This is a genomic window from Vibrio sp. A11 (genome assembly GCF_013048705.1).
GTDB classification, from domain to species: Bacteria; Pseudomonadota; Gammaproteobacteria; order Enterobacterales; family Vibrionaceae; genus Vibrio; species Vibrio metschnikovii.
In genome coordinates this window covers 58055-82430 of sequence record NZ_VHSI01000007.1, presented here as the reverse complement: position 1 = coordinate 82430, position 24376 = coordinate 58055, and the positions used below count along the sequence as shown (strand labels likewise).

23 protein-coding genes are annotated in these 24376 nt (G+C 45.6%); 10 read left to right on the top strand and 13 right to left on the bottom strand.

Translation table 11 applies throughout. The features are described 5' to 3' along the window. Positions 1–255 precede the first annotated feature (255 nt). From FKQ60_RS09175 to FKQ60_RS09165, 3 genes are all read right to left on the bottom strand, one after another. A complete protein-coding gene (locus FKQ60_RS09175) occupies positions 256–492 on the bottom strand; it encodes a hypothetical protein (RefSeq protein ID WP_004396755.1) in 237 nt (78 codons plus the stop codon). 127 nt (positions 493–619) lie between these two features. After that, on the bottom strand, positions 620–2509 hold the full coding sequence (locus FKQ60_RS09170) for a sigma 54-interacting transcriptional regulator (RefSeq protein ID WP_154170770.1): 1890 nt from the start codon (positions 2507–2509) through the stop codon (positions 620–622). Positions 2510–2603: 94 nt separating this feature from the next. Next, the gene (locus tag FKQ60_RS09165; RefSeq protein ID WP_154170769.1) at positions 2604–3689 is read right to left on the bottom strand and encodes a glycerol dehydrogenase; all 1086 of its coding nucleotides are present in this window, start codon (positions 3687–3689) and stop codon (positions 2604–2606) included. Between the two features lie 334 nt (positions 3690–4023). On the opposite strand from FKQ60_RS09165, the gene FKQ60_RS09160 reads away from it, so the two are divergent. From FKQ60_RS09160 to FKQ60_RS09145, 4 genes are all read left to right on the top strand, one after another. After that, complete coding sequence (locus FKQ60_RS09160; RefSeq protein ID WP_170906332.1) at positions 4024–5022, top strand: dihydroxyacetone kinase subunit DhaK; 999 nt, start codon at positions 4024–4026, stop codon at positions 5020–5022. Between the two features lie 3 nt (positions 5023–5025). After that, positions 5026–5667: a dihydroxyacetone kinase subunit DhaL gene (dhaL, locus tag FKQ60_RS09155; RefSeq protein WP_154170766.1), complete on the top strand. Its 642-nt coding sequence runs from the start codon at positions 5026–5028 to the stop codon at positions 5665–5667. 373 nt (positions 5668–6040) lie between these two features. Beyond that, entirely contained in the window at positions 6041–7696 is a 1656-nt protein-coding gene (locus FKQ60_RS09150) for a dihydroxyacetone kinase subunit DhaK (RefSeq protein WP_154170765.1), read from the top strand. A 210-nt stretch (positions 7697–7906) separates the two neighbouring features. After that, complete coding sequence (locus FKQ60_RS09145) at positions 7907–8515, top strand: 2OG-Fe(II) oxygenase (protein WP_170906331.1); 609 nt, start codon at positions 7907–7909, stop codon at positions 8513–8515. 104 nt (positions 8516–8619) lie between these two features. Here the strand turns inward: FKQ60_RS09145 and speG are convergent, their stop codons facing one another. Continuing rightward, positions 8620–9147 carry a spermidine N1-acetyltransferase gene (speG, locus tag FKQ60_RS09140; protein WP_004396722.1) on the bottom strand — a complete coding sequence of 176 codons (528 nt, stop codon included), beginning with the start codon at positions 9145–9147 and terminating at the stop codon, positions 8620–8622. 99 nt (positions 9148–9246) lie between these two features. Next, positions 9247–10665 carry a PLP-dependent aminotransferase family protein gene (locus tag FKQ60_RS09135; protein WP_154170763.1) on the bottom strand — a complete coding sequence of 473 codons (1419 nt, stop codon included), beginning with the start codon at positions 10663–10665 and terminating at the stop codon, positions 9247–9249. A gap of 95 nt (positions 10666–10760) precedes the next feature. On the opposite strand from FKQ60_RS09135, the gene FKQ60_RS09130 reads away from it, so the two are divergent. Beyond that, positions 10761–11663, top strand: a complete 903-nt coding sequence (locus FKQ60_RS09130) for a DMT family transporter (protein ID WP_004396720.1) — start codon at positions 10761–10763, stop codon at positions 11661–11663. Positions 11664–11718: 55 nt separating this feature from the next. On the opposite strand, the gene malK is transcribed toward FKQ60_RS09130, so the two are convergent. Then, on the bottom strand, positions 11719–12840 hold the full coding sequence (gene malK / locus FKQ60_RS09125) for a maltose/maltodextrin ABC transporter ATP-binding protein MalK (RefSeq protein WP_004396719.1): 1122 nt from the start codon (positions 12838–12840) through the stop codon (positions 11719–11721). A gap of 713 nt (positions 12841–13553) precedes the next feature. Between malK and malE the strand changes: the two genes are divergently transcribed. From malE to malG, 3 genes are all read left to right on the top strand, one after another. Then, positions 13554–14735: a maltose/maltodextrin ABC transporter substrate-binding protein MalE gene (gene malE, locus FKQ60_RS09120; RefSeq protein ID WP_004396718.1), complete on the top strand. Its 1182-nt coding sequence runs from the start codon at positions 13554–13556 to the stop codon at positions 14733–14735. Positions 14736–14814: 79 nt separating this feature from the next. After that, positions 14815–16392 carry a maltose ABC transporter permease MalF gene (malF, locus tag FKQ60_RS09115; RefSeq protein ID WP_161438354.1) on the top strand — a complete coding sequence of 526 codons (1578 nt, stop codon included), beginning with the start codon at positions 14815–14817 and terminating at the stop codon, positions 16390–16392. 11 nt (positions 16393–16403) lie between these two features. After that, positions 16404–17294, top strand: a complete 891-nt coding sequence (gene malG, locus FKQ60_RS09110; protein ID WP_004396716.1) for a maltose ABC transporter permease MalG — start codon at positions 16404–16406, stop codon at positions 17292–17294. Positions 17295–17592: 298 nt separating this feature from the next. On the opposite strand, the gene FKQ60_RS09105 is transcribed toward malG, so the two are convergent. From FKQ60_RS09105 to FKQ60_RS09090, 4 genes are all read right to left on the bottom strand, one after another. Next, on the bottom strand, positions 17593–17844 hold the full coding sequence (locus tag FKQ60_RS09105) for a hypothetical protein (protein WP_170906330.1): 252 nt from the start codon (positions 17842–17844) through the stop codon (positions 17593–17595). A gap of 373 nt (positions 17845–18217) precedes the next feature. After that, entirely contained in the window at positions 18218–18469 is a 252-nt protein-coding gene (locus FKQ60_RS09100; RefSeq protein ID WP_154170759.1) for a DUF2999 family protein, read from the bottom strand. Between the two features lie 113 nt (positions 18470–18582). Next, positions 18583–18831, bottom strand: coding sequence for a DUF3297 family protein (locus tag FKQ60_RS09095; RefSeq protein WP_040905130.1), 249 nt, complete (start codon positions 18829–18831; stop codon positions 18583–18585). A 257-nt stretch (positions 18832–19088) separates the two neighbouring features. Then, positions 19089–19583, bottom strand: a complete 495-nt coding sequence (locus FKQ60_RS09090; protein WP_004396713.1) for an acyl-CoA thioesterase — start codon at positions 19581–19583, stop codon at positions 19089–19091. Between the two features lie 417 nt (positions 19584–20000). On the opposite strand from FKQ60_RS09090, the gene FKQ60_RS09085 reads away from it, so the two are divergent. Further along, the gene (locus tag FKQ60_RS09085; protein ID WP_158145321.1) at positions 20001–20582 is read left to right on the top strand and encodes an acyl-homoserine-lactone synthase; all 582 of its coding nucleotides are present in this window, start codon (positions 20001–20003) and stop codon (positions 20580–20582) included. 2 nt (positions 20583–20584) lie between these two features. Here the strand turns inward: FKQ60_RS09085 and FKQ60_RS09080 are convergent, their stop codons facing one another. From FKQ60_RS09080 to FKQ60_RS09070, 3 genes are all read right to left on the bottom strand, one after another. After that, on the bottom strand, positions 20585–21307 hold the full coding sequence (locus FKQ60_RS09080) for a LuxR family transcriptional regulator (protein WP_154170757.1): 723 nt from the start codon (positions 21305–21307) through the stop codon (positions 20585–20587). 239 nt (positions 21308–21546) lie between these two features. Beyond that, on the bottom strand, positions 21547–22311 hold the full coding sequence (locus tag FKQ60_RS09075) for a DeoR/GlpR family transcriptional regulator (RefSeq protein ID WP_158137219.1): 765 nt from the start codon (positions 22309–22311) through the stop codon (positions 21547–21549). Positions 22312–22485: 174 nt separating this feature from the next. Continuing rightward, positions 22486–23388 carry a DMT family transporter gene (locus tag FKQ60_RS09070; protein WP_158137220.1) on the bottom strand — a complete coding sequence of 301 codons (903 nt, stop codon included), beginning with the start codon at positions 23386–23388 and terminating at the stop codon, positions 22486–22488. Positions 23389–23485: 97 nt separating this feature from the next. Between FKQ60_RS09070 and FKQ60_RS09065 the strand changes: the two genes are divergently transcribed. Next, entirely contained in the window at positions 23486–24277 is a 792-nt protein-coding gene (locus tag FKQ60_RS09065; RefSeq protein ID WP_004396709.1) for a helix-turn-helix transcriptional regulator, read from the top strand. Positions 24278–24376: the final 99 nt, after the last annotated feature.

Sequence of the window (24376 nt, the reverse complement as noted above, 5' to 3'; positions counted from 1 at the left end):
GCTCCTTTTTTTATGTCGTCATTGAAGCATATCTTTCTATCTATAGTTAGCAAGTACGGTCTCGATATGACCTTGCAGTCGAAATAGCGCCATTTTAGGTGCAATCTGCGTTGCAAAATGAAACTGTTGCATATCGCCTGGTTGATTATTACACTGCTTTGCTTTTTATTAAAGCCGTAGCTTATGTCTTTAATGGTTGTTGCTCAGTTAAAAGACATAAGCCGCTTTGGTTTGTTATTAGCAGTGACGAATGAATTAACAAGCGATCTGATTATCCAGCACTTCGAACTGACTTTTATCCCATTCGGTGAGATTATCGGTGACTTTGCCAATCAATGGCAGTAAACGCCCGGCGTCTCTTTCTTTGAAAGGGTGATTGGTGATCACCGCAAACCCTGCGATGCAGCATTTGCCCCCTTTGGCTTGAATGAATTGAGCAAGTGTTCGCACGGCTTCTTCGCTGTAAGATTCAATTTTATAGAGATGGCCCATAATGCTTTCCTCTAAACGTGGTATTCAGCATGATGACGAGTGAGCGCTGAGTTATTTTTATTAAGCATATTTGGTGCCAGTTTACATTGATTGGATAGGATTGATGTCAGGTCTATCTGATCGTTAGCTAAGAAGATTCAATAATCGCGGTTTCATCAATGTCGTATTTGCGGATCTTACGCCATAAGGTTGTCCGGCCAACGCCCAATGCTTTAGCGGTTTGTTGCAAGTGACCCTGATGATGTTTTAACGCATGAATAATGGCATTTTTTTCCATTAATTCGAGGCTTTGAATGGGTTGCGCTTGGTCGGTGCGTTGACGAATTCTATCGGGCAGATCGCCAAGGCGGATAACGCGATGAGCCGAACTGAGCAGAACTTTGTCCATCACACTCAATAGCTCACTGCGATTACCGGGCCAGCTATAATCCAACAGCCTTTGCAAAGCGTCAGCGGCAAGCGTGTAGTTGGCTCGGTCGACAATATGCGAGATAAGGCTACGAGTATAATCAAGCGCTTCACGCTGCGGAGGAATACACACCTCAATCCCTTGCATGGCGTAACACAATTGACGGCTAAACAACCCTGATTCGACTAACTTGTCTAAATCAGCACTGCTGGTGCTGATCACCCGCACATTAACGGGAATCACTTGCTGACTATGTAAACGAGTGAGAAACCCGGTTTTTAAAATCGCTAATAAGCTCGCTTGTAAGGTAGGCGGTAGATACTCGACATGTTCTACAATCAGTGTGCCATTGTAGGCCAATTCAAATTTCGATGGCTGACTTTGCTGATCATCACCCAATAGCGCTTGCGCCAATTGTTCGGGTTGTAAGGCCGCACAATCAATAATCATCAGTGGAGCGAGACGTTGTTGGCTCTTATGGTGAATGGCTAACGCGAGCGAGAGTTTACCGACGCCATCTTCGCCTTGCAGTAATACTGGCACTGAGACTTTTGCCGCTTTTTCAATCCGCTGCTGACATGGGTGGCCTTCTAATAACCACAGGTTTTCGCCCGGTTGCCAATAGTCGCCGCCAATAAAGTGACGTTCATGAGGCTGGGTGAGTGGTTCGCTAGGATGAAACAGCGCCATCACTTCACCGCTACTGAGTGGTTTAAGTGAGAGGATCACTTTCAGCAATTGATGCTGACAATCGACCATGACTTCGACTTTTTCCAGTTTGGTTCTCTCTGCTAAGGCTTGCTCAACCACGGGCGGAAAATGAAATAACGCTTCAATGTGTAGGCCAATATGACTTTCATCTAAGCCCAACCACTGCCGAGCACAGTGATTAATGTATTGCACGTATCCTGACGCTTGCCAAGTGACCACGCCTTGCTCTATTCCTTCTAACAGTACATCACGCTGGGTCAGTAGCGTATTGGCTTGAGTGAGGCGCTGCTCTGAGCTGAGTAGCGTTTCAATTTCCCGAGCGGCACTTTCGATTAATGCATCGATCATCATGGTGTGTTGTTGGGTTTCCCCAATTAACGTCAAGCTTGCCAGTAACTCGCCCATGGGATCGAAAATAGGCACCGCCGAGAAAAACCAAGGATGCAGTGCTTTACTCAGATGTTCGGCTCCGCTTGATAACTGCGCTTGATGAGTGACCAAACAGCGCTCGATGGCATGATTGCCGATCCGTTTATCTGTCCAATCTGCTCCGACGCATAAACCTAGGTTTGATAGCGCTTGGCTAATTGTTGCCGCCCCTTGCAGGTGTAAGGTGATCCCTTGTGCATTGGTTATGCAAAATAACCAGGCGGGTGCGCGTAGCTTTTCGGTAATCGCATCTAAGACTCGCTGAGTAAAACAGAGTAGATTTTGTTGTGACTGCAGAGTCTCATTCAGTGTTGAGCCTCTTAAGTTTTTGGGTGGTTGCCAAGCTTTCGCTTGGCAAAATTGGCTAGCTTGCTGCCACTGTTGATAGAGTTCGGTTTGCTGGCCTTTAGTAGGTAACCAGCCAGTATCGACAAAAATTTTCCATTGTTTATAGGTATCGGCAACCATAAATACATCTGCGGGTAGGGAGGCTGGGGATATCGTAACAAGAAGCTCACCAAAAAACGAATCCCCCAAACAAGATGGGGGATAAAGAGTATCGTTAGGCGGTGGTTAAGGCATGGGTGGTGAGTATCGCCGCATAGACTTGGTCTGCACTCACTGGGAATGGCATGTTATGAATGGTTTCGCCTTCGGCGCAGGCCATTTCTGATACCGCCATGATTTGTGGTAGGTCGATGGTGGTCACGCCCATTTCATGCAAGTTGGTCGGTAAACCCACTTGACGGCAGAAAGCCAACACTTCGGCAAACTCTTCTTTAGGTGCATTCTCTAATACCAATTGAACTAAGGTACTAAACGCGACTTTTTCACCATGATAGAGGTGATGACACTCTTCCAGTACGGTTAAACCGTTATGAATCGCGTGTGCGGCCGCCAGCCCGCAGCTCTCAAAACCGATGCCACTTAAATAGGTATTGGCTTCAATGATGTTTTCCATCGCTGGAGTCACCAGACCTTGTTTCCCCGCCATCATCGCGCTGTAGCCATCTTCCATTAGTGTTTGATAACAGGTTTGAGCAATCGCAAAAGCGGCTTTAGTGGCGAGGCCTCCAGCCATGGTAGCCTTACCAGAAGCAATCGCTGCCCGCGCTTCAAAGTAAGTGGCGAGCGCGTCGCCCATTCCTGCAACCAATAAACGTACCGGAGCTTTGGCAATAATTTCACTATCGACCAACACCATATTCGGATTAGCGGGGAAAAATAGGTATTCGCTGAATTCGCCTTGTTCGGTGTAGATCACCGCCAGTGAGCTAGTCGGTGCGTCGGTAGAGGCAAGGGTCGGGATGATCACCACAGGTAAACCTAAGTAGTAAGCGACACTTTTCGCCGTATCAAGCGCCTTGCCACCACCGATGCCCATAATCACTTGCGCCTGATCCTCTTTGGCGATCTGAACTAAGCGTTCAATTTCATTGCGGCTACATTGACCATGAAAAGGCGATAGGGTGAGATGCATGTCGAGGCCAGCAAACTGAGTGGCTAGGCTATCTTCAACCAGCGGTAGAACCATCGGGTCGGTGATCGCGAAAGCCCGTTGACCAAAGCCCGTAACATGACGAGCTACTTGATGAATAGCGCCTTTGCCTTGAATGTATTTGCTGGGTGAGATTAAGATTTTTTCCACGTTATTGATCCTTATTATTTGCATGAACCATTTTTATAATGAGCCTGACGGTGAGAAGAGATGCCGTGCTCGGTTGGCTCTAGTAGTAAGAGCTTTGACTTGACTTAGCAATCAATTTTGTTAACCCGATGACGAATCGAATCCTTGTTTCACATTTCATTGCTTTTCGCCGCCTCTCGTTAAACAAGGAAAGACACAGTTCACAAATTTAACTCGATTGGTTCATCATGAAACGCTGGGGTAGCTCTGAGAGTTTCATAATGAAACCATTGGCTGATAAATTGCTTAATTTAGCGCTCGTGGTAGAGTTTTGGGCTAAAAATAGCCTGGAGCGATGTCTGTGTATAATGTGTTTGATGGCCACTTTTTGAGCTATTCTCCTTCCCCTGTTGCGGTGATTAGCGGTGGTGGTCAAGGCCACGAGCCTCTGCACAGTGAATTTGTTGGTCGAGGGATGCTGGCCGCTGCATGCATTGGTGAGCACTTTACTGCGCCATCGGCACTGCAAATTACCGACCATGTGAACGCGCATTTTTCATCGTCAGTACCGATTTTGTTTTTAGTGAAAAATCACACCGGTGATGTGCTGAATTTTCAAATGGCTACCGAGTGGTTAACCGAGCAAGGTTATTGGGTCGATTTTTGTCTGGTTGATGATGATTGTGCCCCTTTGCCAGACCACTGCTCGATGGGGGGCAAAGGACTGGCGGGGATTGTCTTACTACAAAAACTGCTGGGTGCTTACAGTTTACAATTGGCCGGTTCGGGATTGTCTGGTCAACAACAACTGAGCGTTTTGGTGGAGCAGGCCCGGCAATGGACAGCACAATGTCATACCATCAGCGTAGGTTTTGTAGGGGCTCAAGCTCCCGAGCCAGATCAAGTGCTTGAACAGATCAAAGTTGGGGTAGGTCTGCACAATGAACAAGGGATTATGCAGTTAACCTCAGGGACATTTTCCGAGGTGTTGCAACATTTGCAGCAGCAGCTAGCGAATGCGCCACTACGACCTCGATTACAAATCCAATGGTCGAGTACAACCCATGACTGGCAGCAGCAATTTATCACCGCACCCTTGGTGGCCCATCCACGGTATTTATTGTTAGTGAATGGTTTGAGTGGGCAAAATCAGCAGCAGTTGGGCCACCTCTGCCAATGGGTCAGTCAGCAATTAGCCCAGTGTGAGATGACCATCGTCGACTCGATTGCACAAGCGGTATGCCGTGGCGCGCATCCTAATGCTTTTTCTGTTACTTTATTCGCCCTTGATGATCGGGCTTTATCTTGCTGGCAAGCTCCAGTGGATACTGCCTATTGGCAATGGGGGAAATAAACCATGCTTAGCCAAGCGATGGTCTATCACTGGTTACAGTTGCTCAGCCAAAATTTACTCCAACACAGTGAATACCTTAATCAGTTGGATGCCGAAATTGGTGATGCCGATCATGGTGTGAATATTCAACGTGGCTGCACGTTACTGGTCAGTAAGCTGCCGAGTTTAGCGGACATGAGTATTGCCCATTTATTGCAAAATTTAGGGTTTGTGTTTCTTTCCGGCGTTGGAGGAGCGAGTGGGCCTTTGTATTACACCTTGTTTCAGCGCGCGGCGCACAGCGTGGAAGGTAAAACCGCGCTCAGTGTCGATGATCTCTATCGAGCATTATTGAATGGCCAGCAAGGGATAAAAACGCGCGGCTATGTACAGTACCAAGATAAAACCTTATATGACATTTGGTATGTCGCGACACAAACCTTAGAGCGTTGTGTGGTTAATCAACAGACCATGGCGCAAAGCCTAATTGAATTGGAGGATGCTTGCCAACAAGCGGCTCGTGATTCGATTGCTCTGCCCGCTAAGCGCGGTAGAGCGGCCTACTTAGGTGAGCAAAGCTGTGGGTATTTGGACCCTGGGATTGAATCAAGCCGAGTGATGATCGCCAGTTTACACCAAGCATTTGCACATCTCTCAACTGCGTAGTTCGTTTTCTTCACCCTTCTTCTCTTGATCTTGTATTGTAATAAAGCAGCACCAGTATCGGCTGCTTTACCTTTCTATTGACACTCCCCACAGTAACGCAGCGATTGGTGCGACTTTTTTCGTTATCGTGAAAGCGACAAAGCTCAGTCTTTCTGGTGATTCATCAACGTTTAGGGACCATTCTTTGGTTCTTTTCACGGCATATTGTCTAAGCTCACAATCTAATTCGAGGGACGCTTAGCGGCGTTTCATTATGAACCAATCGTCGAATTAATGACGTTTCATTCTGCAACGTGAGATTTTTTTTGCTGTTCGCCATCCTCATACGCACAATCAAGGCTGTTGATTTACTTTCAATCCAAGGAATAACGTGATGACTCAATTTTTTATTAATAATAAAGAGCAATTAGTAAATGAAGCGATTGAAGGGGCCGTGTTAACCAGCCCTTGGCAAAACCTAGAACAACTGGACATCGACCCACACATTCGCATCGTGGTTCGCCGTGATTGGGATAAAAGCAAAGTGGCGATTATTTCTGGTGGTGGTTCAGGCCATGAACCGGCTCACGTTGGCTTTGTGGGTAAGAATATGCTGACTGCTGCGGTGTGTGGCGATGTGTTTGCTTCGCCCAGTGTTGATGCGGTGTTCAATGCCATTGTTCAAGTCACCGGTGACGCGGGCTGTTTGTTGATTGTTAAAAACTACACCGGCGACCGGTTAAACTTTGGTTTAGCGGCAGAAAAAGCCAAGCGTCTCGGTTATCAAGTTGAAATGGTGATGGTCAGTGATGACATTGCCTTGCCCGATAATAAGCAGCCTCGTGGTGTGGCGGGTACTTTATTTGTGCATAAAGTCGCGGGCTATGCGGCGGAGCAAGGTCAATCGCTGGTGATGGTTGCCGAAGCGGCGCAAGTGGCGATTCAACGCACCGCCAGTATTGGCGTGGCACTCTCCAGTTGCCATTTGCCGGGTGAAACGCACAGCGAACGAGTCGCTCCGGGTCATGCTGAGCTAGGGTTGGGCATTCACGGTGAGCCCGGAGTTTCGGTTTTAGCAACCCAAAATAGCCGTGAGATTTTGGCCATCATGATTGAAAAGCTGCTGAGCGCTTATCCGTTAACGGCTGATGATAAAGTCGCGTTGCTACTCAATAACTTGGGTGGTGTATCTAATCTTGAAATGAGTTTGTTAACGCGCGATCTGTGTCATTCTTCTCTTGCGCCCTCAATCCAATACTTAGTGGGGCCAGCGCCCTTGATGACGGCGTTGGACATGAAAGGCTTCTCTCTCTCGTTATTGCATTTGAACCCGCAACTGGAAACGGCATTACTGGCCCCAACCGAAGTCAGCAGTTGGCCAACGCCATTAGCGGTCAATGATGTGGCACGCCGCGTTGTCGAAAAGCAAGCCGATCAATTGCACTATCAAGCCTCCGAGCATGCTGAGCATCAAATGATCGTTAACTGTATTTGCCAGACCTTGATTGCTAATGAAAGTGAGCTTAACCGTCTTGATAGCCTCGTTGGTGATGGCGATACCGGCTCTACCTTTGCTGCTGGTGCACGACAAGTCTATCGTGAGAGTCAAGCGAATCAATTGCCATTCGCGCAAGTCGATAAGTTATTAGGTGTGGTGGGCGAGCGTCTTGCGACCGTGATGGGCGGTTCAAGTGGCGTGTTACTGTCAATTTTCTTTACCGCGGCGGGTCAGCAGATGAGTGAAGGGCAACCACTGGCGAGCGCATTAGTGGCAGGACTAAATAAAATGAAACAGTACGGCGGTGCTGAGTTGGGTGACAGAACGATGATCGATGCGCTGCAGCCTGCACTGGAAGCGTTAGTGGCTGGGCAAAGCCTAACCGAAGCGGCAAGCGCCGCCGAGCAAGGCAGCGCTTCCACCGCGTTAATGAACAAAGCCAATGCTGGGCGCTCGTCTTATTTAGCCAGCGACAGTTTAAGCGGTGTTAAAGACCCCGGAGCGGTTGCGGTCGAAAGCGTCTTTGCAGCGCTTACCAAGCTGAATCGCTAAGCTTTAGCGATTAACGATTTTTTATCTTAGCCACCGGTTTTCCGGTGGCTTTTTTATTATCGAAGCAACTCAATATTCCTCGCATCCTCTTGTGTTACGCCTATTATTGACAACGATAACGATTATTATCCTTATGGATTAACATCGTGATTTGTACGGCTAACCGAGTCTGGTTATAACCCATGGTTCATTAACTAAGTAGTGAACATCATGGGATTAGAGAAGTTGCTGGACGCGATAGCGGAGCAAGGCTGGTATGTGTGGGATGATTTTTTAACGCCCGATCAAGTCAGCCGTTTACGATCTTGCGCCCCAGAAAGTTGGCAGCGAGCGCGTATCGGCCGGCAAGAGGAAGCCCAGCGTATAAGCCAGATCCGCAGTGATAAGATTCAATGGCTGAGAGAATCGATGGGGCAGCCAATACAAGATTATTTGGAGCGGATGGAGCAGATTCGCCAGCAAGTGAATCAAGACTTCTTTTTAGGATTATTTGAATACGAAGCGCATTTTGCGAAATACGAAGCCGGTGATTTCTATAAAAAACATCTCGATGCGTTTCGCGGTAATGAAAATCGCAAGTTAACCACCGTATTTTACATGAACCCCAATTGGTGCGCCGCCGATGGCGGAGAGCTAAAACTTTATGATTTGAACGATCAGCTGATTGAGACGATTGCGCCTATCTCAGGTCGTTTAGTGGTGTTTTTATCGGAGAAATTCCCTCATGAAGTGCTGCCGACCCAAGCGGAGCGGATCAGCATTGCGGGTTGGTTTCGAACCAACGGGGTGACCGAAAACCGTTTGGATATTGCTCGTTAGCAATAAGCACGAAGCGACGGATGCGCTTCGTGCAATGATTACCTAAGTCTATCTACGCTCATCAAGAGTCATACTATGGTGCAAGGTAAGTACAGGTTGGACGTTTATTCTGGATAGGTTTTTTTTAAATAGTCGCTTTGCAGAATGTACATCCGTTTGACGTCTCGGTAACGACCATTAATGAAAAACTCTTGTACTAAATGCCCTTCTTCAATAAACCCGCATTTTTCATATAGATGAATCGCTTTATCGTTTTCAATCGATACATGCAGATAAATTTTGTGTAAATTGAGAATGGTGAAAGAGTAATCCAGCGCACGATGAATTAAGGTGCGAGCAAACCCTTTGCCTTGATGCTCTGGGGTAATGATGATTTGAAATTCAGCACTGCGGTGGATGTAGTTAATTTCGATCAGCTCGACTAAGCCAATCAGATCTTTTTGCTGATTCTCAACCACGAAACGCCGTTCGGCGTTGTCATGAATGTGTTTGTTGTACAACTCTTCCAGTTCATCAAACGATTCATACGGCTCTTCAAACCAGTAAGACATAATGTTGCGGTTATTATTCAAATTATGAATAAAGCGCAAGTCGCCGCGCTCTAAAGCTCTAAGAGATAGCTGGTGTTTCATGGATAATCCTTATTATTCTTTTATTGTATTTAACTGTACATCATAGTGGTTAATGGGGGCGGATCTCTGCGAACTAAGATGATTTGCTTCGGTTTATCTTTATTTTAGTTGAGCCGTGATCATCTGCGCGAGAAGATTTAAGCTGGGTTGCCATTTTTTTTCATCATTCAAATTTGCCACGCTAAAGCGAATACAGTGAGTGAATTGATGTTGGGTCGCAAATAGATGCCCTGGCAAGAAGCTGATTTTTTTTGGTAGACATTGTTGGTAGAGCTCGTAAGTATCGATATGAGACGGTAGTGTTAGCCAGTTTAAAAAGGAACCTTCTGGATGACTGAGGTGGTATTGTCCCTGTAATCCTTGTTGGCCATTGAATGCTTGGTTCAACATGGTGGTAAACTTTTGCTGGCGATATTGATATAGGCGGCGCATTTTAGCAAGATGAGTTTTGTATTGACCGGAAGAGAGAAACTCAGCCACTGCTGATTGTATTAAATTTAGGCTGCCCATGTTCTCACTGAGTAAAATCTTATCTATTTTTTCCATGTATTGTCCAGCAATTATCCAGCCAATTCGAAGTCGAGAATCTAACGTTTTAGACAGCGAATTAATATAAATAACTCTATCGTGGTTATCCAAGCTTTTTAAGCTGGGGATTGGGTCGTTAAATCCTAAATAACCAAAGACATCATCTTCAATGATTGGCAGTGAGGATGTTTTTTCTAGCAGTATTTTACGGTGTAGCAATGGCATCAATGCCCCTGTTGGATTAGTAAAATTAGGCGTAAGCAATAACGCTTTGATTGGCCAGCGCTGTAAAGCATCAACCAGTGCATCTAGATCAATCCCAGTTATTGTGTGGCTGGGTATTTCCACCACTCTTAACCCTAAAGACTCGATTAACAATAAGGTACCAAAATAACAAGGCGACTCGACGGCCACGATGTCTCCCACTTGAGTGAGCGCTCGAAAAGCTAAGCTGATGGCTTGTTGTGCTCCATGAGTAATGGCAATGTCTCGACTCTGGGCAAAGATACCGCTCTCTTGCGAAAGCTTTGCTAGCTGTTTTACGAGTTGGTTATTCCCCGGTGGCAGTTGATAGTGACTGGGAATATGCGTTTGTTTACGACTGTGACGTCCGATATGTGCATACAAACTACGAATGGCACTAGAGTCGATATTCGGGTGTGCGGAACCTGCTGACATCTCATAGTGTTTGATTGGATTGGCCAGAATGTCTTTCGACATTGACAACAAATCGACTTGGCGAGGTGTTTGCTCACTGATTTCTAACGATGACGGTGGTGGCGAAACACAGTAACCACTTCTTGGCTGAGCGTACACCCATCCTTGAGCTTCTAACACTTGATAGGCTCGAATGACGGTATTTTTGCTCACCGATAGGGCAAGGGCTAATTCACGAATGGATGGTAGTTTTTCGTGTGAATTAAACAAACGTTGCTCAATGGCATGGCGTAAATACGCTTCAACTTGTTTATATTTGCAAATTTTGACCATTCTGTACCCGTTGAAATAATGGAAACTGTGCCTTTTTGTTTTTCTGTACCTAATTAAAGTAGCGTAATTGTTATCCTCATGGCGAGAGATTTTCTATGTTCATTAAAATGATCCCTTTTCTGTTTGTCATATTATGGTCTTCAGGCTTCGTGGGTGCTCGTTATGGGCTGACTTATGCTGAACCTATGACATTGCTCAGCTTGCGTATGCTGTTAACGGTACTTTTATTCGGAGGTTTGCTGGCTCTTTTTAAACGGCAATCTATCCCAAAAGGGAAAGCACTATGGCACGCAAGTGTTGCTGGTTTACTGATTCATGGGTTGTATTTGGGCGGAACTTATCAGGCGATTTATTGGGGGATGCCGGCAGGGTTAACCTCATTGTTGGTCGGTACTCAACCTGTGATGACTGTTTTGCTGTTGGTTATCATGACGCCACAACGTTTTACTGTTAGTCAATGGATTGGGCTGGGGATAGGATTTGTCGGTATCAGCTTGGTTTTGCTTGGTAACCTTGAGTGGCAATCAGAAGAGAAGCAATGGGCAGCGGTAGGAATGTGTCTTCTCTCTTTGTTTGGCATCACCGTTGGCACTTTGTACCAGAAAAGATTTTGTCAACAGAGTGATCTATTGGGGGGAACCTTGGTGCAATACATGGCGGCTTCCATACTATTTATTCCTCTTGCGCTTAAGGTTGAAAGTATGAGTATTCAATGGACGACGACGTTTGTGTTGACCATGGTTTGGTTAGTCGTTGTTTTATCATGTGTTGCCGTTTTACTTTTGCTGTACATGGTCGAGCATGGTGCTTCATCCAATGTGGCCTCTATTTTTTATTTGGTTCCGCCGACGACGGCGATTCAGGCATGGTTTGCGTTTGATGAATCATTGGATGGATTGGGGATATTAGGTTTTATATTAACCGCGTTAGCGGTGTACTTTGTCGTCAAAAAGCCGAAGCTATGGGGACGAAAACGAAGCTTAATATTGGAAAATTAAGTTACTTTGAATACCGCAGACAACGGTTTCAGACCGTTGTCTGCAAGGACGAGACTTAACGCTCAATCACAACGCCTTTTTCTTGATGTAAGCGTTGACATGCACGGCCGTCACTGTGGAATAAATGGCAGCGATGAGCGGGCAAACCAATGGTGAGCGTATCCCCGACTTCGATATCGAGCGTGTCTGGCTGGCGGTAGATGATGTCAGAGTCTGAGCCTTTCACATTCATATACACTTGGGTTTCATTGCCGAGTTTTTCAACAATCATCACTTTGCCATCGATGGGCGCATCGCCATCTTCTGGTAAGAGTAAGTGCTCAGGACGTACACCGAGTGACATACGAGCACCGGCGGTGACGGTGGTACCATCAACAGGGATCCAGAAAGAGAAACCGTTAGACAGTTTGACTTTTACGCGCTCTTTCTCTGCTTCTTCAATCGTGACACTCATAAAGTTCATTTTTGGCGAGCCAATGAATCCAGCGACAAAGCGGTTTTTCGGGTAGTGATAGAGCTCAAGCGGTTTACCGACTTGCGAAACAAAACCAGCATCGAGAACGACGATTTTATCGGCCATGGTCATCGCTTCGACCTGGTCATGGGTTACGTAGATCATCGTGCAACCGAGTTTGCGCTGTAGCTTGGTAATTTCAGAGCGCATTTGTACACGCAACGCTGCATCTAGGTTAGACAGTGGTTCATCGAGTAAGAACACATCGGGTTGAGAAACTAGGGTCCGCCCAATCGCGACCCGCTGACGTTGACCGCCAGACAGTGCTTTAGGTTGACGGTCTAATAGATGGCTTAGTTGCAGGATATCAGCCACTTTTTCTACTCGTTGGCTAATGTCCGCTTTACTGGCTTTGGCTAGTTTGAGGCCAAACGACATGTTGTCGTATAAATTGAGATGCGGATAAAGGGCATACGATTGAAATACCATGCCGACGCCACGTTTTGACGGTTCGACATCGTTCATGCGTTGATCGCCGATGTAAAGGTCACCAGAGGTGATCTCCTCAAGGCCAGCAATACAGCGTAATAAGGTGGATTTGCCACAACCTGATGGACCTACGAAAACGACAAATTCGCCTTCTGGGATTTCTAAATCAACATTTTTAGAAATCAATACATCACCATAAGCTTTACATACATTTTTTAACGTGACACTCGCCATGTAGCTCGTCCTCGATCAAGATTTTTTAATGATTACTGCCTATCATTATATGAATTATCTTGCAGGCAATAACAGTAGGAATACATTAAGGTGAATCATTTTTCATGGTGAATGCCGATGATTCTGCAGCGATGCTGCGTTACCTCTCATTTCATCAGTAAGAAAAGAAAGGGTGATGCCTACAACGTCACTGACTTGTAGAAAACATCACCCATCAAAGCCAAGAATCAGTTTGCTTCCCCCGCCATGCTCGAACGTCTCCCCCGTACAATAATTACCACGAACGCTCAAGTGATGACAGCAAACCCATTCGGCAATGCAAGCCAGCACTGCAATAGATACTGGAAAGGGTTCTTACCATCCACTCTTGGATGTGCTTAGTTTCCTTGATGATGTGGTTGCTCACATCCTCCCGTTGCTTTTTTTTATAGGGGGAGTAGCCAAGGATGAGGCGGAGGAGGGGATAAAACCATCATATAGATCCAGTTCAAATTATTGATTGTCATGAAGTTGAACTTCATCACAGTCAACGCTTTTTTTGTGACTATGATCGCTAACCTGTGACGATGTAGATCACGAAACTAGGCCATAATGGCTAGGGCGTAGGGAGTAGGAGGATGAGTCACCCCCGTTTTTTGCTGATGATAGATGGCGAAATACGGCAAAACCTCAATCGGTGTTCGCCCTACAACACAAATAACAAGGATATGAAGATGAAAAATGCCCTAAGCACTGTCGCGCTAAGCACTTTGGTTGCGCTTGGCTCATTTGGTGCAAATGCTGCTATTCAAGAAGGACAACTCACAATCTGGATCAACGGTGATAAAGGTTATAACGGCCTAGCTGAAGTTGGTAAGAAATTTGAAGCCGACACGGGGATTAAAGTTACCGTTGCTCACCCTGATGGTTTGCAAGACCGTTTCCCGCAAACGGCAGCAACGGGTGATGGTCCTGATATTGTGTTTTGGGCGCATGACCGATTTGGTGGTTATGCCGAAGCGGGTTTATTAGCAGAAATCAAACCTTCACAACGCATTAAAGACGGTATTGTTGATTTTGCATGGGATGCCGTTCGCTATGATGGCAAACTGATTGGTTACCCCATTGCGGTTGAATCTCTCTCGCTGATTTATAACAAAGATTTAGTTCCTAACCCGCCAAAAAACTGGGAAGAAGTGGCTGAGCTTGATGCAAAACTCAAGAAGCAAGGTAAATCTGCGATTATGTGGAACTTAAAAGAACCTTACTTCACTTGGCCACTGATGGCTGCTGATGGTGGCTATGCCTTTAAATACACTGGCGGCGGTTACGATATTAAAGACGCTGGCATTGCCAATAAAGGCGTTAAAGATGCGATGAACTTTGTAAAAGGTTTGGTCGATAAAGGCGTCATCTCTGCCGATATGGATTATTCGGTGTCGGAAGCGGCCTTTAACCAAGGTAATACCGCGATGACCATTAATGGTCCTTGGTCTTGGAATAACATTGAGCGTTCAGGCATCAATTATGGTGTGACCACGCTACCAAGATTTAATGGTCAAGCCTCAAAACCATTTGTTGGCGTATTAACCGCTGGGATCAGCACCGCTTCACCTAACCGTGATCTTGCCGTGGAGTTTTTGGAAAACTACCTGCTGACCAACGAAGGTTTACGTATGGTGGATAACGATAAACCATTGGGTGCTGTTGCGTTGAACTCTTTCCAAAGTGAACTCGATTCTGATGCTCGTATCGCAGCAACGATGGATAACGCACTGAACGGTGAAGTGATGCCAAACATCCCACAGATGAACGCTTTCTGGGGAGCGGCGAAGAGCGCTATCATCAATATCGTTGATGGACGTCAAACCGTTGATGCCGCTTTGGCGGATGCAGAAAGACAAATGACGCGATAATTTTATTCGATAGTACTTTTTGAGGAGAGGGTAACCTCTCCTTATTTTCTCAGTTTTCATTTCGCTAGCAGGTTGTTATATGCAGTCAATTCAAGGTACAGAGGCGATATCAGTTTCAGCCAAAATACGATCAATCAGCAAAGGCTCAATCCTTAAATGGGCCGTTTTAAGCGCAGTAGGTATCGTGAATGGCTATACAACGATTTTAATGTATTCTCGCGGTGAGCTGGCATTCGCTATGCTTACTCTGGTTCTTACTGTTTTAGCTTTGTATATTTTTGGTAGTAAGAAGACCTACGCTCATCGTTATATTTATCCAGGGGTAGCAGGGATGATCCTGTTTATCCTTTTTCCTCTTGCTTATACCGTCAATTTAGCATTTACCAACTACAGCGCTAAAAATCAGCTCTCCTTTGAGCGAGCGCAGACGGTGTTATTAAATCGTACTTATCAAAGTGGCGATAGCTATCCTTTTACACTGCACAAGGCGGATGATGGCTATCGTATCGCTGTGCAAGACGGTGATGAGTGGTATATTACTGAAAGTTTCCCTCTGACAGGTTCTGTCCCTGCTGATTTGTATCTTGCTCCGCTTGATAGCCCACTGGGTGAGCCTGAACCGGTACGCACCATTGTTGGCTATCGCAGTACCTTATCGGGGATTGATTTGCACTTCCCATCAGGCATTGATATTCGGATGAGTGGCTTACGCCAATTTGCCGGTGTAGTCCCTCTTTACACGGTGCAAGAAGATGGTAAGACGCTATTCAATAATCGAACCGGTGAATGGTTACGTCCGAACATGGAGATCGGCTTTTATCAGGTGATAGACGAACAAGGTGAGTTTGTCGGTCCGACAGTGTCTCCCGGATTTATCGTGTCAATTGGTACGCATAACTTTGAGCGAGTATGGAAAGATGATGGTATTAAAGAGCCATTCATCAGCATCTTTATCTGGACGATTGTCTTCTCGGTTTTATCCGTCGCTTTTACTTTGGTGATTGGTTTGATATTGGCGAGCTTGGTACAGTGGGAGTCGTTAAAAGGTCGTGCGGTGTATCGGGTGCTGTTAATCTTGCCTTATGCTGTCCCTGCGTTTATTTCTATCCTGATTTTTAAAGGGTTATTTAACCAAAGTTTTGGTGAAATAAACATGATGCTACAAGCCATTTTTGGCATAAGCCCAGCTTGGTTCTCGGATCCTTTCTTGGCGAAAACCATGGTGTTGATTGTTAACACTTGGTTGGGTTTCCCTTACATGATGATTTTATGTATGGGTCTACTAAAAGCGATTCCCGATGATCTTTATGAAGCTTCGGCGATTGATGGTGCAAACTTCATACACAATTTTACTCGCATTACTTTGCCTTTGATGATTAAGCCATTAACCCCATTACTGATCGCGAGCTTTGCTTTCAACTTTAATAACTTTGTGATGATTCAGTTATTAACTCAGGGTGGCCCTAACATGATTGGCACATCGGAACCTGCTGGTTATACCGATCTGCTGGTGAGCTATACCTATCGTATCGCGTTTGAAGGTGCGGGCGGTCAAGACTTTGGTCTGGCTAGTGCGATTGCGACCTTAATCTTCTTGTTAGTGGGAGCGTTAGCGCTGTTCAACTTACGTTTTGCCAAAGTATCAGAAACTAAATAGGAGCGAAGAATATGGCTATGGTTCAAGGAAAGTCGCTCAAATATCGAGTTTGGGCCTCACACATCGCGTTATGGGCATTTTTATCACTGATTATTTTCCCATTATTGATGGTTATTGCTATCTCATTTCGTGAAGGTAACTTTGCGACGGGCAGCCTTATCCCCGATCGGCCGTCACTTGAGCACTGGAAATTGGCATTAGGTATGACGGTTACGCACGCCGACGGCACGGTGATCCCGCCGCCTTTCCCAGTGCTGACTTGGTTGTGGAACTCGGTTAAAGTTGGGGTAATCAGCTCGGTGTTTATTGTGGCTCTGTCGACAACATCGGCTTATGCGTTTGCGCGGATGCGTTTTAAGGGCAAAGAAACCATCTTAAAAGCGATGATGATTTTTCAAATGTTTCCTGCGGTATTGGCTTTGGTCGCCATTTACGCGTTGTTTGATAAATTAGGTCAATACATTCCTTTCTTAGGGCTTAACACGCATGGTGGTTTAATCTTTGCTTATTTAGGCGGTATTGCACTGCATGTTTGGACGATTAAAGGTTACTTTGAAAGTATCGATAGTTCGTTAGAAGAGGCCGCGGCCCTTGATGGTGCGACACCTTGGCAAGCGTTTAGATTGGTTTTACTGCCATTGTCGGTGCCAATTTTAGCCGTGGTGTTTATTTTATCTTTCATCATGGTAGTTGGTGAAGTTCCGATAGCATCTTTATTACTATCTGATGTAAACTCTTATACGTTGGCTGTTGGAATGCAACAATACCTTTATCCGCAAAACTATTTGTGGGGTAATTTCGCTGCGGCGGCGGTATTGTCAGCATTACCTATTACTGCGGTCTTTTTAATTGCACAGCGCTGGCTCGTTGGAGGCCTAACCGCTGGCGGTGTGAAAGGATAACAATAATAAGGGCGACCATCAGGTCGCCCATTTTGTATCGACTCAACACTTTTGGTTTGGCCGCCGATCAGTTGAGTTCGATATGAGTTCTGGCGTTACGCATAGCTGGCTGTTAGCTCTATTCCTTACTAGCTTCATGACTAACAGTTTTTGTAACCGAAACCTGAGTTTAACTCAGGTTTTTTTATGCCTGACGTTTGCCGAGTTCGCTACGGTTGAAGATGATAAACAATAAGCAGAGAACAAACAGCAGAATGCCATTTGGATGCGAGGCAGATCGAAGATTTTGTATCGCGGGTTACAGCTCTCGAGTCGAGGGAGCGCAGCTCATGTACTGCAAAAGGACATATAAGCTTTCTTGCTTTAGAGCCACCTTTCGAAACAGATCGGCAAAGGTGTCATCGCCGCCAAAGCAGGCTTTGATGTAATGGTTAATCTCATCGGCAGAGTAGCCTTCGACATATAACGAACGAACCCATTGATATTCAACGGTTTTTGCATCGAGTAGGGTCGATTCACTGAGCGTAATTTTATCGAGTGTTAAGGACATGGTTTTTCTCGTTGTTATTATTTAACCTCAATCGGGGATAAGAGTATGTTCATCCCACGGGGTAGAACACGGACTCTGCCCAGTTTGGCCGCTTTATGATTGCATGAGATTGGCGTCAGTTGTGCGGGTATTATCGGTGCTACAGACCAATTAAAGCAAAGCGAGATGACGTTTCAATGACAGGAGATGTTGTTATCCCCTTCGTACTTGAAGCTGTAGCGGTGTTGGCTGGGTTCGTTCACCCCAATCGCATCGTTTGTCTATGCTCATGGGGATTGACTCAGTTGCCGCTTACCTGCAACTCAAAGTTTTTGGGTATAGAGAGGCAATAGGACCTTGTTTAAGGTTGAACGAGAAAAAGACGATGAAGCGCTTAGTTACGAAGCTTGGTTTGCGCTTCTTCGACTTTTGAAAAATCTAAGCCAAGCTCTTCGACGGCTTGTTTAATTAACGCTGGATTTTGCATTACTTGAGCGAGCAACAGTTGCAATTTATCTTGAGGTAACCCCAGTTGGCTGATGGTGGTCATTGCCGCGAGCGGGTTTTGTGTCAGTGCTTGAAACACGTCATTGATTTGTTGGTCGCTGATCGCGTGCTCTTTTAAGAGGGCTATAATTGGATTCATAAGATTGCCTTTATTTTCTTCTCTGGTTTATCCATGCATATTAGGCCCATTGATCCCGATTCGAATTCATCGGGATCAATGTTGCCTTTCTTAACGCATAAATAGCGGGAGTATTATACGTAATACGCTTCTACTGTACCTTTGAGTTGAATCAGCATTGGATTACCGTAACGATCTTTCGCTTTAGGAGAAGGAATTTTAATCCAGCCTTCACTGATACAGTATTCTTCTACATCACCGCGTTCTTTGCCGTTAAAGCGAATGCCAATCGCATGATCAAAGCATTCTGCGACAAAGAAAGGGCTACGAGAATTACTGGCTAGACGATCGGGTAAGGCTGGTTTTGCGGTTGTGTCATTCATCATATGTGACCTGAAGTTACGAAAAAGTGCGCTATTGTAGACAGTGCGAGCGGAGTGTTCAAGCCACGTTTATCTCCCCTCTATTTGCAGCTGCCGTGGTGCGTAATGATCGATAACTCGGCAGTATTCCTCCGTCCCAATCAGATGATTATCGATGCTGATAGATGAATGCCCACCATCTACCTACAACACTAAGGTGCTTGGGCATACGACAACGCATGAAGTATTAGCTATCTTTTTTACCATTAGAGTCAAGCTTAGGTTTTGGGTTTGAGGTATTTGACGTGAGCTTCCATCTCTTCGCCAATTTCGGTACGCATGTTCATTAAACGTATCGCCGACTCACGTAAAGCGATGTCTTCAGCTGAGGTGGGTTGCCATTCTGGTACTGGGGTCGGTTTACCTTGTTCGTCGACGGCGACCATAATCACAATGCAATGTGTTGTGAGGCGATTGTTTAGTGCGGTCGGCTCGCTGGCTTGCACATCGATCGCGACATGCATAGAGGTTTTGCCTGTGTAGATGACTTTAGCGTTGACTTCGACCAAGTTGCCCACATGGATTGGGGCAACAAAACGAATGCCACCGGCATAAGCGGTAATACAATATTTACCACTCCAGCCAGCAGCGCACGCATAAGCGGCAAGGTCGATCCATTTCATGACCGCGCCTCCGTGAACTTTACCGCCAAAGTTAACATCGCCAGGTTCTGCTAAAAAGCGTAGGGTTATCTCTCGTTTGCCAAAACTCATGTATACATTCCTTAATGTGACTATCGCTATCTCGATAAGATTACTATAGATCAAGCAAAGCGTATCTTAACGTCATTTGGCTTTGTGAAGTTGTCGTTATGCAGATAAGGTAAATAGTTGATGCTCTAAGCGTTGTGATGCGCGTTTGGTTGCAATTCCATTCAGTGGAGTATCAATGGATCAACGGATGCATCTCTCGGGTGTAATAAAAAACCCCTCTAAAAAGAGGGGCTTTTACACGGTACGAATTAAATTTTTTGAAGTATGTACCTAATCAATTTGCCAACTGATTGTTAGTAATTCAGCTGATTTGATCATAGAGCATCAAGGTGAGTGATGTAACTGTTCGATCGAACAGGTTTCTTGTGCGTCAAGTTTGTATAGCGTGATTTCTCCATTAACCAAAGGAGAAGTCTCATGGCCATTTCTATTTACAGTCATTCATTCACGACATTACCTGAGCAAGACTATGCTGCATTATTAGGCTTACGTTATAAGGTTTTTTATCAGCGTCTTAATTGGCAGTTAAAAACCGCAGGGGGCTTAGAAAGCGATGAGTATGATATACCCCAAGCGCATTACTTATATGCCAAGGGAGAACAGGGACAGGTCGTGGGCTGTTGGCGAATTTTACCGACGACCTCGGATTATATGTTAAAAAACACTTTCCCAGAGTTACTTGGGGCGATGACTGCACCGCGAGATTCGCAGGTGTATGAATTGAGTCGTTTTGCGGTGGATAAAGATTTTTCAGCACTGGCTGGCGGGGTGAGTAACGTGACGATGAAGATGTTTCAATCGCTTTATCATCATGCGCAACAGCAGCGTATTACGCGTTATGTAACCGTAACGTCGGTTGGTGTCGAAAAACTCATTCAACGCTTAGGGATCCCTTGTGAAAGGTTAGGCAATCAACAAGTGCATGTACTCGGGTCAACACGATCTGTGGCGTTATCTATCCCAATGAATGAGCGGTACCGAGAGAGTGTCGGCGCTTAACATTATAAATAAGGGTTAATATAACCGCCTAAAATCGCTTTGGTAATCGCTTGGTAGCGATTCGTCGCACCAAGCTTTTTACAAGCGTTAGAGAGATGAAATTTCACCGTTCGCTCTGAGGTATTAATAATTTGCGCAATTTCCCAAGCGCTTTTTCCCTCCGCTGCCCAACTTAAACATTGTCCTTCACGACAGGTTAACTCTGCTCTGGGCTTTGCCTCACGGTGGCAGCGGACAATATTGTCTATGTTTTGTGCCAATAAGGGGACAAGCAGTTGCGAGGCCTGAATAGCCGGAAGATTAAGGTCGTAATGACGTGTGTCTGAGGTCGCGAAACTGAGCATCCCGAATTCGCCTCTTAATCCGTGCACTGGAATCGAGAATCCCTCTTTTAAGCCATTAAGGCGAGCTTCTTCAAAAATGATCTGGCTATCTTGATGATGTGCGCGAATCTCCGACCAGCGGATCGGTAAAAAGTTAGTCATGCTGTAGCGAACAATCGGGTCAATCAACATAAATTGGGATTCGTCGTACTGTTGACGCCAAGCGAGAGGGTAATTATCGGCGATGAGGGTGTCGTTACTGGTTAATGTCGTCTGTAAAGAAAGGCCAAATAAAAAGTATTCGTGCTCAATGAGATGATTCATCTTAGCCAACGTAGATTGCAGAGCTTGAAAACTATCAATAAAAGGATTTTCTTGGATCAGGCGCAGAATTTTTTGCATAAATGACCATTGACAACAAAGGCGCTAACTGAACTGATAATATACTTAAATAGAGATAATGTCCGCAATTATCCTTATGGTGTTATCCCTTTGTTACTGCGGTAGAGTTAATATTCGATTATCCTAATGGCATCGTTTATCTGTGCATATCGCCATGGTGAGAGCCTATTTTGACTCTCACTCATTTTTCACTGATCCGCCATTCCCAGCTGTTGGCGATAACCGGACTGTTTAACCCCTTAGAGCGTAACTTGGATAGTCACTTCGTGTTCTTTGGCAAAATGTTCAATTTCCTTTGGCGGCGCTTGATCGGTGATGATCAGATCAATATCGGCGAGTGTGCCTAATTTGACCATAGCGTTACGTCCAAACTTGCTGTGATCAACGCCTAAATAGACGCAACGACTGTTTTCGATGATCGCGCGTTTGACTCGTACTTCATGATAATCGAAATCGAGCAACGAACCATCGTAGTCGATACCACTGATCCCCAGAATACCGAAATCGAGCCGAAATTGAGAGATAAAGTCGAGAGTGGCTTCTCCGGTCACACCACCGTCTTTATTTCGCACTTCACCGCCTGCCAGAATAATATTGAAATCAGGCTTGCTCATCAAAATGGTCGCCACATTAATGTTGTTGGTGACAACGCGTAAGTGGTGGTGCTCTAACATCAAGGCGCGAGCAATCGCTTCTGGCGTGGTACCAATATCAATAAACAGCGTTGCACCATCAGGGATATGTTTGACTAAAGCCGCGGCGATTTTTTCTTTTTCCGCTTGCGAGGTTATCTGACGAGTATGATAGGAGGAGTTTTCCGAACTGGTGGCGATGGTGGCTCCGCCATGATTACGACGGAGTTGGTTAGCATCGGCTAATTCATTAAGATCGCGACGAATGGTTTGCGGGCTCACATTAAATCGTTCGACCAGTTCTTCCGTACTTACAAACCCTTGAGTTTGCACCAGTTCAATGATTTCTTGATGACGTTTAACCGCTTTCACAGGCCTATCCTTATACGTTGAAGTGCGCTAAGTGTACGGTTTAATGGACTAAATTCAATCAACGAGAGCAAATTATTCATGTTTTTGGTTCGTTTTAAGCTTCGTTTCACACAAAACGAACATGATTATTGGTTCCATCGACCAACGTTCGTTGAGCAAGCCGTTGGCTGTGATTTATGGTGTTGAGGCTTTTTCTATCGGTTCTAACGTCGAACGACGTCGAATGCGCACTTGGGATAAAATGACTCCGCTAATGACCATTAAACCGCCGATGAAGTGATACTGATGAATGTATTCCCCCAACAAGGTGGCAGCTAATGTCACTGCGACCACTGGCAATAAATTCATAAACATCGCCGATGAATCGGCACCAATGGCATCAATCGATTTTACCCACATCCATGGCGCAAGCAGTGAGGCGGCAATACCAGCGTAAGCGATGAGTGGCAATGACCCTTCGGTAGGCAGAAGTTGTTCGCTGGTCAACCATAATGGAATCAGCATGAATACGGCTAATACGCCTTGTAAGTAGATGATCGTCCAGCTACTTAGTGGCATCTTCCAGCGTTTGAGCAGTACGCAATACAAAGCATACACCAGCGCCGCCAAGACCATTAAACCGTCTCCGGGAGTGATCGATTGATGAAGGAAAAATAACACATCGCCTTGACCGAGCATTAATGCAAGACCGATCAATGACAGCAGACCTCCAGTAATACTCAAGCCAGAAATGCGTTTATTGAGCAAGGGTACGCTAATAAACACACTCAATAGCGGCACCAATGAGGTGATGAGTGACATATTTGAAGCGCTGGTGGTTAATCCCGCGTAATAGCCTAAAGATTGATTCAACACCATGCCCAGTAATGCTAGGCCAGCGAGCTTGGGCAAATAGGGTTGAATGATGTGACGCTGCCGAATAACGGTTGGTAAACAAAAAGGACTTAAGATCAGCATCGCGAGCAACCAGCGATAAAAGCTCATTGCGCTTGGCTCTATGGTACTGGCGGCCATCTTATTGATAATGGTGTTGCCACCCCAAATCAGCACGGTAAACAAAGGAAGAAAATAAATCATCGCTGCCTCAGAGTCGGTTATTGTTGGCTATAGTTTGACAGGTCTCTATGATTATATATATCTTTAAAAAGACACTTTGAGCGATAGGAAGACAAGTTTGAATCAACGCAGCAGAAACCTTCATCCCTCCCTGTCTATTGAGCAGGCTCCATCAGCAGTATTCATGAATTTTGAGGCTTTTCTTTCTAATACGGAGACTCGAGAGCATAGCCATGCTTGGGGGCAAGTGCAGTTAATTTCCGGAGGTATTCTTGAGATGGAGGCAGAAGAGGTACGTTTTTTGGCTCCGCCCCATCTGGCTATTTGGGTACCCGCAGGGATCCGCCATAAAAGTTATAACCGACGTCCGTTAGCGTACTGTTCGTTAAATATTGCGACTGAAATGACCGAAGGTTTCCCACAAAAAACCAGTCTAATTAAAGTCACCCCGATTGTTTCGGCGATCATTGATGACTTTCGTCAGCGCTCAGTGAGTGTCGCAACCCGTCGTGAAGATCAGCGTTTAGTACAAGTGTTACTCGATCAATTAGCCACGCAGGAGACGCAGCACCATTTCCTGCCTTCTAGTCATCACAAATATTTGTCGCCGATACTCAAAGCGATTGAAGAAAATCCAACCGATGAAACAACACTTTCGCAATGGGCACAGCGTATCCATACTACCGAGCGAACGTTAGCCCGTTATTGTCAGGCAGAATTAGGCATGAGTTTTACCGAATGGCGATTGCGAGTGCGTTATTTGCATTCGATGGAGTTATTGCGTCATGGACAATCGGTCAAAGAAGTAGCATTAACCTTGGGCTACAATCAGGCCAGTCCGTTTATTAGTATGTTTAAAAAATACTCCGGACAAACGCCGGAGCAGTATAAGAACCGATTGCTGTCTTAAGCTTATCAAGCCAGTATCCGCTTCCGACTTGAAGTGGCAGCAGTGTTGGCTACGTTCGTTCACCCCAATCACATGATTTGCCTATGCTCATGGGGATTC